This is a genomic window from Ilumatobacter sp. (assembly GCF_046290335.1).
GTDB lineage: Bacteria > Actinomycetota > Acidimicrobiia > Acidimicrobiales > Ilumatobacteraceae > Ilumatobacter_A.
In genome coordinates, this window is sequence record NZ_JBKAGH010000004.1 from 333,207 (window position 1) to 347,608 (window position 14,402).

Here is a 14,402-nt window from a genome sequence, read left to right on the forward strand (position 1 = left end):
GACGGCGGAGCGTACAGTCGACGACATGAGTGAATCCGCGAGCACAGAGTCCGAGCGCCACACCGCCGACCAGCACCCGTTCGACGCCGGCCACTTCCGTACGGTGATGGGCCACTTCCCCACCGGCGTGACGGTGATCGCTGGCATGGGCGACGATGGTCCGGTCGGGTTCACGATCGGTTCGTTCACCTCGGTGTCGCTCGACCCGCCGATGGTCGGCTTCCTCCCGCAGATCGGCTCCGAGACGTGGGAGCTGATGGCGCCGTCGGGCAGCTTCTGCGTCAACGTGCTCAGCGATCAGCAGAGCGATCTGTGTTGGAAGTTCGCGAAGAGCGGTACCGACGCGACCCGCTTCGACGGCGTGGCCTGGCATCCGGCCCCGTCGGGGTCGCCCGTGCTCGATCGGGCAGTCGCCTGGATCGATTGTTCGGTCGAGGAGGTCTACGACATGGGTGACCACCACTTCGTCCTCGGACGGGTCGGCGCACTCGATGCCGACGCCGACCACGACGGCCAGCCCCCCGTCCCGCTGCTGTTCTTCAAAGGGACCCTCGGTGGCTTCGCCGCAGACGGCTGACCGTCTCGTCCCGATCGCGGCCGGCCTCGACGCGTTCGTGGTCGTCGCCTTCGTCGCGATCGGACGACGAAATCACGACGAGGACCCCGGGATCGCCGGACTCGTCGGCGCCGCCGCACCGTTCGTGATCGGGCTGCTGCTCGCCTGGCTCGCGGCGCGAGTCTGGCGCGACGCGTTCGGCGCGACGACGGGCCTGATCGTCTGGATCGTCACGTTCGGCGCCGGGATGGCGCTGCGCCGGTTCGTGTTCGACGACGGCACGGCGCTGTCGTTCATGATCGTCGCGGCAGCGTTCCTCGGCGTGTTCCTCAACGGGTGGCGCCTCGCCGCCCGCCGCCTCACTCGTCGATGATCGTCACTCGATCCGACGCTCCACGGCCGAACACCTCGGGCGCGTAGATCTCCTCGGCGCGGGTCGGCGGCACCACGAACTCACCGGGCGTCGTCGCCCGAGCGACATAGGTGTACTCGTAGGTGCCCCCCGGCAGATACGAGGTGAATGCCTCGGCGCGGTCGTCGCGCAGGTTCTGGTGCTCGTACCACTGCCACCACCACCAGCCGCTGCGGGCCACCTCGTCGGCTGCGTCATCCGTGTCGTCGTTGCCGATCGGCACGGTGACGGCCGAGGCGAGCGCCGGATTGACCGCCTCGAAGCCGGCAGGCAGCGGATCGATCAGCGCGACGTGGGTGCGGCGAGCATCGGCGACCATGGTGAGGGTCACCTCGACCGACGCCCCGGCCCGGACCTGCCACGTGCCGTCGGCGAGTCGTTGCAGGTCCGTGGGGTCGTCGACCGCGCGATAGGTGCGCTCCACCACGAAGCCTTCGTCGAGCGGGTCGAGATCGAGGTCGTCGGGGGCGTAGCGCAACCCGAGTCGGTAGTAGAGCCGCCCGGCACCGTCCTTGTCGATGATCAGGTCGGTGTCGCCGGCGGCGATCACCTCGCTCATCGGCACGGTCGACAGCGACGTGTCGGTCGAGCGGCCGCGGAACTCCGCTTCCGCCGCGTACGTGTCACCGAGCCACGCTCGAGCGACGAAGTCGGGATCGACCGACTCGAACGTGTCGAAGTAGTCGTTGAGCGCGAGCAGGATGGAGGAGTTCTCGTAGGCGTTGTTCCAGCGGCCACGGATCTGGTTGCCGAGCAGTCCGGCGACCACCTTCGGCACCAGGTCGCTGTCGGGAACCTCGCTCACGAGCGCGCCGAGCACGATCCCGTCGGTCCGTCGATCGGAATGCGCGATCAGGTACGCGTCCTCGCCGTAGCTCGTCGCGAACGTCGCCGCGCCCGCGGTCTCGACCGCGCTGTTCGTCATCAACCGCTCGATCTCGTCACGGGCGCCCGGGTCGTCGATGACCGGCCACAGCCGGGCGATGCTGTCGAGTTCGAGGACGTCGGAGGATCGGTACAGATCGAGTGCCTTGGCCGGGTCGGGTTGCCCCGCCAGGTCACGCACGTAGATGGCATAGGCACGGATCGCGTCACGAGCCGACTCGCCGTAGTCGGCCGGGATGTAGTTCTCGATGTCGGCGAGGTGCTGGAGCGAGTTGGCCAGCGCGTTCTGATCGACGGTGTAGCCGTTGTCGCGGGCCAACACCAGCGCGTGCGCGGAGGTGACCGACACCCACGGGACCGACTGGCGGCCGCGCTGCCAGTACGGGAATCCGCCGTCGCCGTTCTGCAACCGCACGAGTGCGTCGATGTCGGCGCCGACCTGGCGGTCGAGTGCGGCAGCGTCGGGAAGGCCCGCGGCATCGAACGCGTCGAGCACGTCGCGCAGCGCGGCGACCGCCATGATCCGCGCTGACAGACCGTCGGCCGAGTCGTAGCGATAGCCGTACAGGTAGAGCACCGCGTCGGTGAGCGCTTGGAGCGCCGTCGACGACGTCGAGATCTCCAGCCCACCGAACTGCCCGAACACCCCCTCGGGCGCGAGGATCGGCTGTGCGATCGCCGCGTCGCCGTCGACGACGCCGTAGGTGGCGAACGCCTCGGCCGTCGCCGGCGTGTAGACCGGCAGCGCTACCTCGGCCGCGTCGGCGAGCTCGCCGCTCACCGTGACGACCCGGAACCGAGCGGTGCCCGCCTCCGCCGCAGCCGCGGGGAATCGGACCTCGACCCGGTCGTTCGCGGGGACCGTGACGCGCCGGCCGGAGCCGTCGGTGAGTTCGAGGTTGGCCGACTCGATCGCGACGTCGATGTCGAGTGCGGCGTCGGTGAGGTTCTGGACGACGACGGGCAGTTCGAATCGGTCGCCGAAGTTCAAGAAGCGGGGCGCCGAGGGGCGCACGCTGATCGGGAGCCGAGCGGTGATCGTGGATTCGCCCGTACCGAACCGGTCGACGCCGTCGACGGCGACCGCCATCACCCGATAGCGGGTCAGGTTGTCGGGGAGGTCGAAGGCGACCGACGTGGTGCCGTCGGCGCCGGTGGTTTCGTCGGCGGCGAACACCGCGAGCGCGTCGAAATCGCTGCGGACGTCGATCGTCGCACCAGGTGCGGCGCTCGCTCGGCCGGCCGAGTCGTCATCGGCCGCCGCGAAGTCCGGCGCATCCGCCGACTCGGCGGCCATCTCGTCCGCCGGCTCCTCCGCCGCTGGCGACTCCACGGAGTCCTCGGCGGAATCATCGGACCCTCCTGCTCCGTCGCTGCCGATCAGTTCGGGGTTGGAGAGCACGATGCTCTGGCGGAGCAACTCGGGCCAGAACTGCGTGCCGACTCGACCGTAGAAGACGTCGAGCGGGTCGGCGAGTTCATAGCCGGTGAGCGCGAGGACCGCTTCGTCGACGACCACGAGCACCACCCCGGCGTCGGCGACGGGTGCGCCCGATGCGTCGGTGACGGCGACATCGACCGACGTCGACGACCCCGGCTCGGTCTCGGTCGCCGCCGGGGTGACGGCGACATCGAGGGTTCGCCGGACCGGCGGCACGGAGAGACCGATGACGCCTGCCGCGAACGCCGGTCGGCGCGGTGCGTCGGTGAGCACGGTGCCGTCGTCGGCGAGTCGGACGGTCGAGCCGACCATGTCGACGCGGACGTCGAGATTGGGTACGTCGTCATCCGCGATCGCGATCTCGACGACGGCACTGCCGTCCGGGGCGTCGACCACCGTCGACGACTCGATGCCGGCCCGGGTGACGGTGACCAGCGCGGTCGCCGGTGAGAACGGCGCCTGGAGGAGCAGCTCGGCGGTGTCGCCGGGCTCGTAGGTCTCCGCGTCGGGAACGATGGTGACCGCTTCGAGCTGGACGGTGCGGTTCGGCACCGAGGTCGCGCCGCTCACCCACTGCGTGTACTGCGCACGATTGGTCCGGCCGGCGTCGTCGGCGACGATCGCGGTGATGCGGTACTCGCCACCCACCTCGCTCGCGAACTCGCAGCGAACGCCATCGTCGTCGGTCGTCGAGGTGATCTCACAGGTCTGGGTGTCGACGAGTTCTTCGGTGTAGCGCCCACCCTGGTAGCTCCACTCGACCCGCCCGGCGGTGATCGCGACCGTGCGATCGGCGACGAGTTCGCCGTCGACGTCGGTGACGATCGCGTCGATCTCGATCGGTTCGCCCTGGCGGACGAACGATCGCTCGCTGCGAACCCCGACGTAGAACTCGGCGGGATGCACGAGCAGGTTCGTGCGAGACGCGAACGCCTGGCGGTTCACGTCGAACACGGTCGCCTCCGCCGTCACCGACGTCGGCTGATCGACCGGTTCCTGGCCGTCGTCCTGGCTGTCGTCCTGGCTGTCATCCTGGCTGTCGCCCTGGGCCGGCTGGGTCGTCTCGAAGTCGATCTGGAGGTAGTGGACGCCGGCGCCGTCGGTGCGGCCCGAGAACTCGCGGAAGCTCGGCTGCGTACCGAAACAGTCGAAGCACTCGTCGAAGAACACGTCACCCGCGAACCCACCGTCGAACCCACCGTCGAACCACCACGGCGTCCAGATGCCGAAGTTGAAGTCGTCTCGGTTCGGCGGGGTGTAGGAGGTCCGAGACGTCGACACGAGCCAGTTCACCTCGGCGTCAGGCAGCGGCCCGCCCGCGAAGTACTCGGCCTCGGCCGCCACCGTGGCGGGCTCACCGACGTAGTACGGGCCGGCGGACTCGGTGCGCGCCGTCACCTCGAAGTCGGGGGTGCGGAAGTCCTGGATCTGAAAGCCGTGGCTCGTCGCGACGAACGGCGCTGGGTTCGTCGCGGTCTCGGCACCGGCGAGCTGGATCTCGACGAACGCGAACCCGGTGTTCGACTCCTCCGGGATGTCGACCGACAGGTTGAACCCGCCGAGCGCGTTGACGGGCACCGTGCCGGTCGCCAACTCGTTGCCCTGTGGGTCGTATGCCTGGTAGTTCACCGTGAGGTCGCCCTCGAACAGTGCGAGCTGCGCGTCCTGCGCGGTCAACTCGCGGACGTAGCCGGCGATGCGAGCGGTCTCACCGGGTCGGTAGATGCCGCGATCGTCGATCACGTACCAGCGCCCCTCGTCGCCGCGCGTCTGCAGCGTCCAACCCTCGAACCAGCTCGATGGAAGGACCGCGGAACGCTGGCCGTCGGTGGCGCGCAGACCGACCAGGCCCTGTGTCGTCAGTTCGACTCGGGCGAGGCCGTCGGCGTCGGTGGTCACCGTGTCGTCACGACCGAGCAACTCCACCGTCGCGTCAGCGACCGGTTCGCCGGTCTGCAGGTCGGTGGTCCACACGACGACCTCGCGTTCGCCGACGAACGCATCGATGCCGAGTGTGGAGCTCTGCACCAGCGTGACGAGCGGCTGGTTCTGCCAGTAGTCGTCCGACCGCGGGGAAACCTGCGGATCGGGCTGGACTCGCACGACGAGCAGCCCGTCGGAGGAGTCGAACGCGTCGCCGAGATCGACCGTCACCTCCGTCAGCACGTCCTGTGCGACCCCCGTCTCGATCGTCGTGTCGAGCACGACGGGCCACGACGGCTCCTGCGGTGCGGTGTCACGGAAGAACTCGTCGAGGTAGCGCTGATAGCCGGCGAGGTCGTCGGGCGACAGCTCCCACGCGGTGACGCTCAGTTCGTCGTGGTTGACGACTGCGTACGACAGCGACGGCACCGGCGCGAACGGGTCGGTGGTCACGAACTGACGGTTCGGACCGCTGAGCAGCGGCCGGGCGTCGCCGACGTCGAATTCGGCGCGGTACTCCTGGCCGAGTGTCTGGCCGAACACGTCGGTCAACTCGGGCGAGATCGTCACGGTGTAGGTCGTGTTGCCCGACGTGATGCCCTCGACGAGGAGGAAACTGGAACCGCTGAGCTGCGCTCGCAGACCGGGGACGGCCGGCTCGACGCGGATCAGCGTCGGATCGAACAACGACTCGTCGATCGCGTTGTTGAACTCGAAGCCGAACGGGCTGAACGGTTCGCAACCGCCACCGAAGCCGCACTCGGCGCGCGTCACCTGGAGCGGCGCGAACGTGCGCCCCGATTCGGTCACCGGGTCGTCGTTGGTGCGAGGCCCTTCGAGCGACGGAATCCCGGGGCCGACGGTGACGCGCACCGCGGTGTCTGGCGAGAGCGGCGACGCGGGCACGAACGCGAACGCCCGGTCGGGCAGCGCCTGGTCGAGGATCGCTCGAACGGTGTCGCCGTTGTCGTACGGGCCGAACCCGGTGCGATCGTCGAGCGCGGCGAGATCCGCATCGGTGGCGAGACGCACGCTCGTGACGTTGCCCGACTCGAACTCGATCACGTCGAGCACCGCGGCCGGATCGACGCGTTGATCGAACACGGCGACCATGACCGGCGCGAGCGACATCGACTCCGACAGCCCGAGGCCCTGGACGAGCTGCGGCACCGGCGTCGAGAACTCGAACGTGACGTCGTCGGCGAGCACGGCGCCGTTGGCCGAGGTCGTGCCGGCGGGAATCGTGACGGTGTAGTCGGTGGCGGCAGGGAGTCGATCGATGCCGGTCTCGGCGTCGGGGAGCACCTCGAAGCGCAGCGTGCGCGTCCCGATCCAACGCCAGCGGCCGTCGACCGCCGGCGTGAGCTGCACGGGAACGTCGGCAGCGTCGAGTTGGTCGAGCGTCCCGAGCGGCACCATCGGCTCGTCGAAGGTGACCGACAGGAACGGCGCGATGTCGACGTCACCTTCGGGCTGGAATCGCACGACCTCGAGCGGCCCGTCGGCGACGACGTCGTCCGGAGCCGGCGCGTCGATCGGTGGCGGGAACGCGGCATCGATCGTGTCGCCGACGAGCGGCGGGCCGAGCGTGTCGACCGGCCGGTTGAAATCGACCTCGTCGCCGGCGGGCACCACCCACTCGGGCAGGCGCGCGAGCGCGGCGTCGATCTCGGCGTCGGTCAAGGGTTCGCCCGAAGCGACCGTCACCGGCTCCGTGGGAACAGCCTGCGACGTGCCTTCGCTCAGGCGGAACCCGAGTTGCCCGGACGCTGTGGTCACCGATCCTCCGTTTCCTGTCGCCGACCCGCCGGACGGCGTGTTCGTCGAGCCCCCGGGTCCGGTCGTGCTGGGACTGGCCGGATCGGTCGGCGTGGTGTCGGAATCGGATCCGCCACCGCTGCACGCGGCAGCGACCAACGCCATCGCCGCCACCATGGCTCCCCACCGTGTCCATCGTGTGCGTGTCGATCGTGTGCTCATCGTTCACAACCCCCTGTACGCGTGACGCTACGCCGTTCCATCCCGCACTTGGACGATCCTCGGGCCGCTCCGGTTCCCGGATCTGCCGATTCGATCTGCGACGCTGTCGCCATGAGCTTTCTCGCCGCCGAACCCGACCCGTCCTCGCTCGGATTCGACCCCGACCGACTCCAGCGGATCGATCGACACCTGGCTGGCTACGTCGACGACGGCCGCCTCGCCGGCTGGCAGGTGGCGGTGATGCGCGATGGCCAACTCGCCCACCACTCGACCTACGGCCATCGCGTGCTCGCCGACTCGTCGCCGTGGACGACCGACACGATCGTGCGGATGTTCTCGATGTCGAAGCCGATCACCTCGGTGGCCGCGATGATGCTCTACGAGGAAGGCGCGTTCCAGCTGAAGGATCCGGTGTCGAAGTTCATCCCGTCGTTCGAGTCGACTCCGGTGTATCGCTCCGGTTCGTTCACCGCGCCGGTGACCGAACCGCAGACCGAACCGATGCGGATCTGGCACCTGCTCACCCACACCTCGGGGTTGACGTACGGCTTCCACAACGCGCACGCGACCGACGCGATCTATCGCAACAACGGCTTCGAGTGGGGAATCCCCGAGGGTCTCGATCTCGCCGCGTGCTGTGATCGCTGGGCGGAGCTGCCGCTGGTGTTTCAGCCGGGCAGCGAGTGGAACTACGGCGTGTCGACCGACGTCCTCGGCCGTGTCGTCGAGGTCGTCTCCGGGATGCCGCTCGACGAGTTCTTCCGCACCCGGATCTTCGAGCCGCTCGGCATGGTCGACACCGAGTTCTGGGTCGAGGGCGACAAGCGCGAACGATTCGCCCAGCTGTACTTCCGTCACCCGGAGTCGAAGCAGGCGACGCCGATGCCAGCGGCGTCGCTCTCGTCGCGTCCGACGATGCTCGGGGGAGGCGGTGGCCTGTGCGGCACCGCCGACGACTATCTCCGGTTCTGCCAGATGCTGCTCAACGGCGGCGAACTCGACGGGGTGCGACTGCTCGGCTCACGCACCGTCGACTACATGATCCAGAACCATCTGCCCGGCGACGCCGACCTCGAGGAGTACGGGCGGCCGTTGTTCGCCGAGACGACCTTCGACGGCGTCGGGTTCGGACTCGGCTTCTCCGTGATGATGGACACCGCCTCGAACCGAGTGCTCGGCTCCGCCGGCTCGTACTCGTGGGGCGGCGCAGCGAGCACCGTGTTCTGGAACGACCCGGTCGAAGACCTGAGCGTCGTGTTCCTCACCCAACTCCTCCCGAGCAGCACCTACCCCCTGCGCCCGTACCTCCAACAACTCGTCTACCAAGCCCTCACCGACTGACCCGTATCGGTTTGTGTCAGACACAAACCGATACGCCTCGTCGGCGGGTCAGGCGACTCGTCGGTTGGCGAATTGTCGCAGCACGATGGCGACTGCCTCGTCCACGATCGGGTCGGTGTCGCTGCGCTGGCGTGCCCGGCGCATCGCGTTGCGGCGGGCCGCAGCGCTCGGGAAACCAAACGACGCGACGATGCGATCGCCGAGCGGGCCGCCGAGGCGAGCGGCGACGAGCAGTTGCACCGTGCGCTCGAGCGCCGCACGCGATCGGCGATCGGCCGAGTCGTTTTCGTCGAGCAGGTCGTCGGCGACGAGGACGGCCAGCTTCGCCATCGAGCGCATGTGTTGCTCGCCCACCGAGGTCGCGGCATCGGCGGGCGTGCTCGGATCACCGACGTACGCGGCGAACCGCTGGCGGTCACCGCCGAAGATCGACAGGATCCGGTCCGTCACGAGGAAGTCGGGAGCCTTCCGATGCCCGAGGTACGTACGGTGACTCGACCAGCGGTACTGATCCGGCGAGTGCACTCCCATCAGATCGAGTGGATTGCGGTGGATGTATCGAACGGCGCTCAACAGGTGCTCGGGCGTGTCAACTGCGACGGAACGAAAGCGGCCTCGGAACAGCGGTCCGTCACGGCCGACCCGGGCGTTGACGTGCAGCGTGAACACCGACGCGAGGTGCTGCATCGCCTCGGACAGGTTCGCCTCCGGACAGCGAACGAGGAGGTGGTAGTGATTGCCCATGAGGCAGTACGACTCGACCTCGATGCCGAATCGCTCCCACACCTCGGCGAGTAGCCGGCCGAATTCGACCCGGTCCGCGTCGCAGAAGAAGATCGGTTGTTTGGCTGCTCCGCGGTTGACCACGTGATATGTGCCGCCCGGAACGATGATGCGTCGACGATGCCCCATCGCGTCATCCTGACCGTGCGGTGTGACAAGGCGTAACGGTTTGTGTCTGACACAAACCGTTACGCCCAGCGGTCAGTCGGATTTGAGGCGGAAGTAGAGCCAGGCGAGCGCGCCGATCACGACGAACACGAGGAACGTTCGCAGCAGCCAGAAGATGGTGCCGATGAGGAACCCGAACAGCACGTACACCAAGACGGCGACCAGCAGCCATCCGACGATGGTCGCCCCGAGATTGCGTACCCGTCCGGTGTCTGGCATGCCTCGATGCTATGCGCCTACAGCGTGTTCGTGATGGCGCCGGTCTCGGCACCCTGCACGAGCTTGGCGTACTTGCCGAGCACACCCGTGGTGTAGCGGGGGGCGTTGGGCGTCCAACCATCACGGCGGGCAGCGAGTGTGGCGTCGTCGACGAGCAGGTCGAGTCGCTTCGACGGCACGTCGATCAGAATCCGGTCGCCGTTCTCCACGAACGCGATCGGACCGCCGTCGGTCGCCTCCGGTGCCACGTGGCCGATGCAGAAACCCCACGTGCCGCCGGAGAAGCGACCGTCGGTGATGAGTGCGACGTCACCGCCGCGACCGGCTCCCTTGAGCGCCCCGGTGATGGCGAGCATCTCGCGCATACCGGGCCCGCCCTTGGGGCCTTCGTAGCGGATGACGATCACGTCGCCGGCGTTGATCTCACCGGCGAGGATCGCGTCCATCGCGTACTTCTCGTCGTCGTACACGCGGGCCGGACCTTCGAAGTGCATCTGATTCGCCGACAACCCGGCCACCTTGACGACCGAGCCCTTCGGTGCGAGGGAGCCGGTGAGGATGTTGATCCCACCCTCCTGGTGGATGGGCGCGTCGAGAGAGTGGACGACGACACCGTCCGGCTCCGCCAGATCCATCTCCGCGAGGTTCTCCGCCATCGTCTTGCCGGTCACGGTGAGACAGTCGCCGTGCAGATGTCCGTGATCGAGGAGGTGCTTGAGCACACCCGGGACGCCGCCGACCTTGTCGAGATCGCTCATGTGGAACTTGCCGCCGGGCGTCATGTCGGCGATGTGGGGCACGCGATCGGCGATCCGGTTGAAGTCGTCGAGTTCGAGCGCCACACCAGCTTCGTTGGCGATCGCCAGCAGGTGCAACACCGCGTTGGTCGACCCGCCGAGGGCCGAGGTCACCGCGATCGCGTTCTCGAACGCCTGCTTGGTCATGATCTGGCGCGCCGTGATCCCGAGACGGAGCATGCCGACGACCGCTTCGCCAGCGCGACGAGCGTCGACCTCGCGGCGCGGGTCGATCGCTGGCGGTGACGCCGAGCCCGGCAGGCTCATACCCATCGCCTCGGCGATCGAGCTCATCGTGTTCGCGGTGAACATGCCCCCGCAGGCGCCTTCGCCCGGGCACGCCTTCATCTCGATCGCGTGGAGCTCGGCATCGTCGATCGTGCCGGCAGCACGAGCACCGACGGCTTCGAACACCGACGTGATGTCGAGCGCCTTGCCGTTGTGCTCGCCCGGCATGATCGACCCGTTGTAGACGAACACCGATGCGAGATCGAGGCGCGCCGCCGCCATCAACATGCCGGGGATCGACTTGTCACAGCCGGCCAAGCCCACGAACCCGTCGAGTCGCTCGGCGTGCATCACCGTCTCGACCGAATCGGTGATGACCTCGCGCGACACCAGGCTGGCTCGCATGCCTTCGTGGCCCATCGAGATGCCGTCCGACACCGTGATCGTCCCGAACTCCATGCCGAAGCCGCCGGCCGCGTTCACGCCCGCCTTCGCGTGCTCGGCCAGCTTGCGCAACGTCATGTTGCACGGCGTCACTTCGTTCCACGACGACGCGATGCCGATCTGGGGCTTCTCCCAGTCGTCGTCGCCCATGCCGATCGCTCGCAGCATCGAGCGCGACGGGGCCTTCTGCATCCCGTCGGTGACGTCGCGCGACCGCGGCTTCACATCGACAGGGACGACGCCCGCTTCACTCACGGCCGGTTCACTCATCGCGTCTTCGCTCATGGCGTGGAGAGTAGCGGTCGGCCTGACCCGCGTCCTGGTGCTGCGCATCCTGGTGGTGCGGCTACCCGTCGGACGGGGCAGACTGGGGTGATGGCCGTCGTACGAGAAACCAGCCTGCCCGGCGTCGGAGTGAAGCACGACTTCCAGACCGAAGACGGTCGGGAAGTCGGCGTCCTGGTCCATCGCGATGGTCGACGCGACATCGTGATGTACGACGCCGACGACCCGGATCGCTGCTCGGCACGCATGACCTTCTCTCCTGCGGACACCCGAACCCTCGGCGAACTTCTCGGCACGAGCCGGGTCACCGAGGCCGTCGGCGCGGTTCAGCAGGAGATCGAAGGACTGGCGATCGAGTGGATCACCGTCGAGCCGGGCTCGCCTGCCGTCGACCACACGATCGGTGACGGCATGTACCGCACCCAGACGGGTTCGTCGATCGTCGCCGTGTTGCGCAACGAAACCCCGATCCCGGCGCCGGGTCCGGAATTCGGACTCCTCGTCCACGACGTGATCGTCGCGGTCGGTACGGTCGAAGGTCTCGCCTCGATGCGAGCCTTGATCGAACCTGCCTGAGGCACGACAACTCGTGATCATCGCTGCTGGCAGTTCGGAAGCCGCCCTCGCCTTCCTCGAGGTCGGCGCCGTCGTGCTCGGCCTGGCGATCCTCGCCCGATTCGCCGGACGCATCGGCATCACCGCGGTTCCGCTCTATCTGCTCGCCGGGCTCGCGTTCGGCGACGGCGGGATCGCACAGATCGACGTCAGCGAGGACTTCATCTCGCTCGCCGCCGAGATCGGCGTGTTGCTGTTGCTGTTCGCGCTCGGACTCGAATACACCGAGTCGGAACTGAAGGACGGGCTGCGAACCGGTGTCCCCCCTGGCCTCGTCGACATGTTGGCCAACGGTCTTCCCGGCGTCGCGCTCGGTCTGCTGCTCGGGTGGGATCCACTCGCAGCGACACTGCTCGGCGGCGTCACGTGGATCTCGTCGTCGGGCGTGATCTCCAAGGTGTTGGCCGATCTCGGCCGTCTCGCGAACCGCGAAACCCCCGCGATCCTCAACCTGCTCGTCATCGAGGATCTGGCGATGGCGGTCTATCTGCCGGTCGTCGCTGCGCTGATCGTCGGAGGTTCGACCCTGGCGACGATCACGAGTGTCGGCATCGCGCTGGTGACGGTTTCGGTGATCCTGCTCGCCGCACTTCGCTATGGACGACACCTGAGCAAGTTGCTCGGCGGCGGGTCGGACGAGTCGTTGTTGCTCGCGGTGTTCGGGATCATCCTGCTCGTCGCCGGCGGCGCCCAGTCGCTCGACGTGTCGGGCGCGATCGGTGCGTTCCTCGTCGGCATCGCGCTGTCCGGATCGGCGGCCGAGCGGGCCAACCGGCTGATCGAGCCGCTGCGCGATCTCTTCGCCGCGACGTTCTTCGTGTTCTTCGCGTTTCAGATCGACCCGGCCGACATCGTCGACGTCGCGCTGCCGGCATTGGCACTGGCGGTCGTCACCGCTGGCACGAAGGTCGCCACCGGCTGGTACGCCGGCCAGCGGATCGGCGTCGGCAAGAAGGGTCGGCTCCGCGTCGGCACCGCCTTGATCGCACGCGGTGAGTTCTCGATCGTGATCGCCGCGCTCGGCGCGGACCTGGCCGATGGACCCGAACTCGGAGCCCTCGCGGCTGGGTACGTGCTCGTCACTGCCATCGTCGGTCCGCTGGCTGCCAAACTGGCCACGTGAACGAGTCGCTCGCGTCGCTGTTTCCCCTCGCGGTCTTCGCAGTGGCCATCGCCGCCATCGCCGTCACGTATCTGTTCGCGCAGCGGACCAAGCGCAGACAGATCGAGCAGGCCCGGGCACTGGCCGCCAAGTACGGCTTCGAGGTCGACGTCACCACGAAGCCGCCACCGGAGTTGCGCTTCGACCTGTTCGATCGCGGGCACTCCAAGAAGGTCTCGTTCCAGTTCTGGCGTCCGGGCGAGCACGACTCCGTGTTCGACTATCAGTACACGACCGGCTCGGGCAAGAACAGCCAGACTTTTCGCCATACCTGCGCGCTGGTGGCACTTCCGTTTGCGGCGCCGCACACCAAGATCGGACCGGAAGGGTTCTGGTCGAAGATCGGGCAGCGACTCGGCATCCGCGACATCGAGGTGGAATCGCCGACGTTCAACCAGCGGTACCGGGTCAACAGCGACGACGAGCGGTTCGCGATCACGATGCTCGACGGGCAGGCCATCGACTGGTTCCTCAGCGCGAACAGCGTCGCTCGATTCGAACTCTGGGGCACGTGGATGCTGTGCATCGTCGATCGCCTCGATCGCGAGCAGGTGTTCGGCTACCACGACTGGGCCATCGGCATCCCTGCGCACCTCCCCGAGGTCCTCACGTCGCTGTATCCACCCGCTGGCGTGACTCGATGAGCGCGCTGTCCCTCGTCGGCGTCGTCGTGATCGTGGTACTCGCCGCGCTCGCATTGTCGTACAACCGGCTCGTTCGCGATCGGAACGCGGTCGCCGAGGCGTGGGGCGTGATCGACAGCGAACTCGCTCGACGCCACGATCTGATCCCAGGCCTCGTTGCGAGCGTCCAGGCAGCCGCCGCGCACGAACGCCAGTTGCTCGACGACCTGATCCGCATCGAGCGGGCTGCTGCCCTGACCGGCGATGGTCCAGCCGAGCGCGCCGGGCCGGAACGAGAACTCGCCGCGGCGGCGCGCGCCGTCGTCGCGCTGCGCGAGCGGTACCCGGCGTTGAACACGTCCCAGAACTTCCTGAGCCTGCAGCGAGAACTGTCGCTCACCGAGGACCGGATCGGCGCAGCGCGACGTTTCTACAACTTCAAGGTGGCGGATCTGAACCGTCGGGTCGAAGCGTTTCCGTCGAACCTGCTCGCGTCGGCCGCTCGCGTCGCGCGAGCCGCCTACTTCGATCCGGACTGAC

Annotated in this window: 11 protein-coding genes; 7 read left to right on the top strand and 4 right to left on the bottom strand. The window is 67.9% G+C overall.

What is annotated here, in order from left to right:
* Positions 1 to 25 precede the first annotated feature (25 nt).
* Complete coding sequence (locus tag ACE37B_RS17600) at positions 26 to 577, top strand: flavin reductase family protein (protein WP_409924644.1); 552 nt, start codon at positions 26 to 28, stop codon at positions 575 to 577.
* Positions 555 to 929 carry a DUF3054 domain-containing protein gene (locus ACE37B_RS17605; protein ID WP_409924645.1) on the top strand — a complete coding sequence of 125 codons (375 nt, stop codon included), beginning with the start codon at positions 555 to 557 and terminating at the stop codon, positions 927 to 929. Before ACE37B_RS17600 ends, ACE37B_RS17605 begins: the two co-directional genes overlap by 23 nt.
* Here ACE37B_RS17605 and ACE37B_RS17610 read toward each other — a convergent pair.
* Complete coding sequence (locus tag ACE37B_RS17610) at positions 916 to 7,197, bottom strand: alpha-2-macroglobulin family protein (protein ID WP_409924646.1); 6,282 nt, start codon at positions 7,195 to 7,197, stop codon at positions 916 to 918. The two genes, ACE37B_RS17605 and ACE37B_RS17610, sit on opposite strands and share 14 nt — an antisense overlap.
* Before the next feature lie 111 nt (positions 7,198 to 7,308).
* On the opposite strand from ACE37B_RS17610, the gene ACE37B_RS17615 reads away from it, so the two are divergent.
* Entirely contained in the window at positions 7,309 to 8,538 is a 1,230-nt protein-coding gene (locus ACE37B_RS17615; RefSeq protein WP_409924647.1) for a serine hydrolase domain-containing protein, read from the top strand.
* A 48-nt stretch (positions 8,539 to 8,586) separates the two neighbouring features.
* On the opposite strand, the gene ACE37B_RS17620 is transcribed toward ACE37B_RS17615, so the two are convergent.
* The 3 genes from ACE37B_RS17620 to ilvD form a co-directional block, all read right to left on the bottom strand.
* On the bottom strand, positions 8,587 to 9,450 hold the full coding sequence (locus tag ACE37B_RS17620) for a transposase (protein WP_409924648.1): 864 nt from the start codon (positions 9,448 to 9,450) through the stop codon (positions 8,587 to 8,589).
* A 72-nt stretch (positions 9,451 to 9,522) separates the two neighbouring features.
* Positions 9,523 to 9,708, bottom strand: a complete 186-nt coding sequence (locus tag ACE37B_RS17625; protein WP_409924649.1) for a hypothetical protein — start codon at positions 9,706 to 9,708, stop codon at positions 9,523 to 9,525.
* A 17-nt stretch (positions 9,709 to 9,725) separates the two neighbouring features.
* Positions 9,726 to 11,462 (bottom strand): dihydroxy-acid dehydratase, encoded by a 1,737-nt coding sequence (gene ilvD, locus ACE37B_RS17630; RefSeq protein WP_409924650.1) that lies wholly within the window; start codon positions 11,460 to 11,462, stop codon positions 9,726 to 9,728.
* Positions 11,463 to 11,552: 90 nt separating this feature from the next.
* On the opposite strand from ilvD, the gene ACE37B_RS17635 reads away from it, so the two are divergent.
* The 4 genes from ACE37B_RS17635 to ACE37B_RS17650 are packed head-to-tail and all read left to right on the top strand — an operon-like array spanning position 11,553 to position 14,401.
* On the top strand, positions 11,553 to 12,038 hold the full coding sequence (locus ACE37B_RS17635) for a cation:proton antiporter regulatory subunit (protein WP_409924651.1): 486 nt from the start codon (positions 11,553 to 11,555) through the stop codon (positions 12,036 to 12,038).
* A gap of 13 nt (positions 12,039 to 12,051) precedes the next feature.
* Positions 12,052 to 13,200: a cation:proton antiporter gene (locus ACE37B_RS17640; protein ID WP_409924652.1), complete on the top strand. Its 1,149-nt coding sequence runs from the start codon at positions 12,052 to 12,054 to the stop codon at positions 13,198 to 13,200.
* A complete protein-coding gene (locus ACE37B_RS17645) occupies positions 13,197 to 13,883 on the top strand; it encodes a hypothetical protein (protein ID WP_409924653.1) in 687 nt (228 codons plus the stop codon). Before ACE37B_RS17640 ends, ACE37B_RS17645 begins: the two co-directional genes overlap by 4 nt.
* Entirely contained in the window at positions 13,880 to 14,401 is a 522-nt protein-coding gene (locus ACE37B_RS17650) for a LemA family protein (RefSeq protein ID WP_409924654.1), read from the top strand. Before ACE37B_RS17645 ends, ACE37B_RS17650 begins: the two co-directional genes overlap by 4 nt.
* Position 14,402: the final 1 nt, after the last annotated feature.

Coding starts and splice junctions, on each gene's coding strand:
- ACE37B_RS17620 (WP_409924648.1), bottom strand. CDS start 9,450: ATGGGGCATCGTCGACGCATCATCGTTCCGGGCGGCACATATCACGTG.
- ACE37B_RS17615 (WP_409924647.1), top strand. CDS start 7,309: ATGAGCTTTCTCGCCGCCGAACCCGACCCGTCCTCGCTCGGATTCGAC.
- ACE37B_RS17600 (WP_409924644.1), top strand. CDS start 26: ATGAGTGAATCCGCGAGCACAGAGTCCGAGCGCCACACCGCCGACCAG.
- ACE37B_RS17650 (WP_409924654.1), top strand. CDS start 13,880: ATGAGCGCGCTGTCCCTCGTCGGCGTCGTCGTGATCGTGGTACTCGCC.
- ACE37B_RS17625 (WP_409924649.1), bottom strand. CDS start 9,708: ATGCCAGACACCGGACGGGTACGCAATCTCGGGGCGACCATCGTCGGA.
- ACE37B_RS17610 (WP_409924646.1), bottom strand. CDS start 7,197: ATGAGCACACGATCGACACGCACACGATGGACACGGTGGGGAGCCATG.
- ACE37B_RS17635 (WP_409924651.1), top strand. CDS start 11,553: ATGGCCGTCGTACGAGAAACCAGCCTGCCCGGCGTCGGAGTGAAGCAC.
- ilvD (WP_409924650.1), bottom strand. CDS start 11,462: ATGAGCGAAGACGCGATGAGTGAACCGGCCGTGAGTGAAGCGGGCGTC.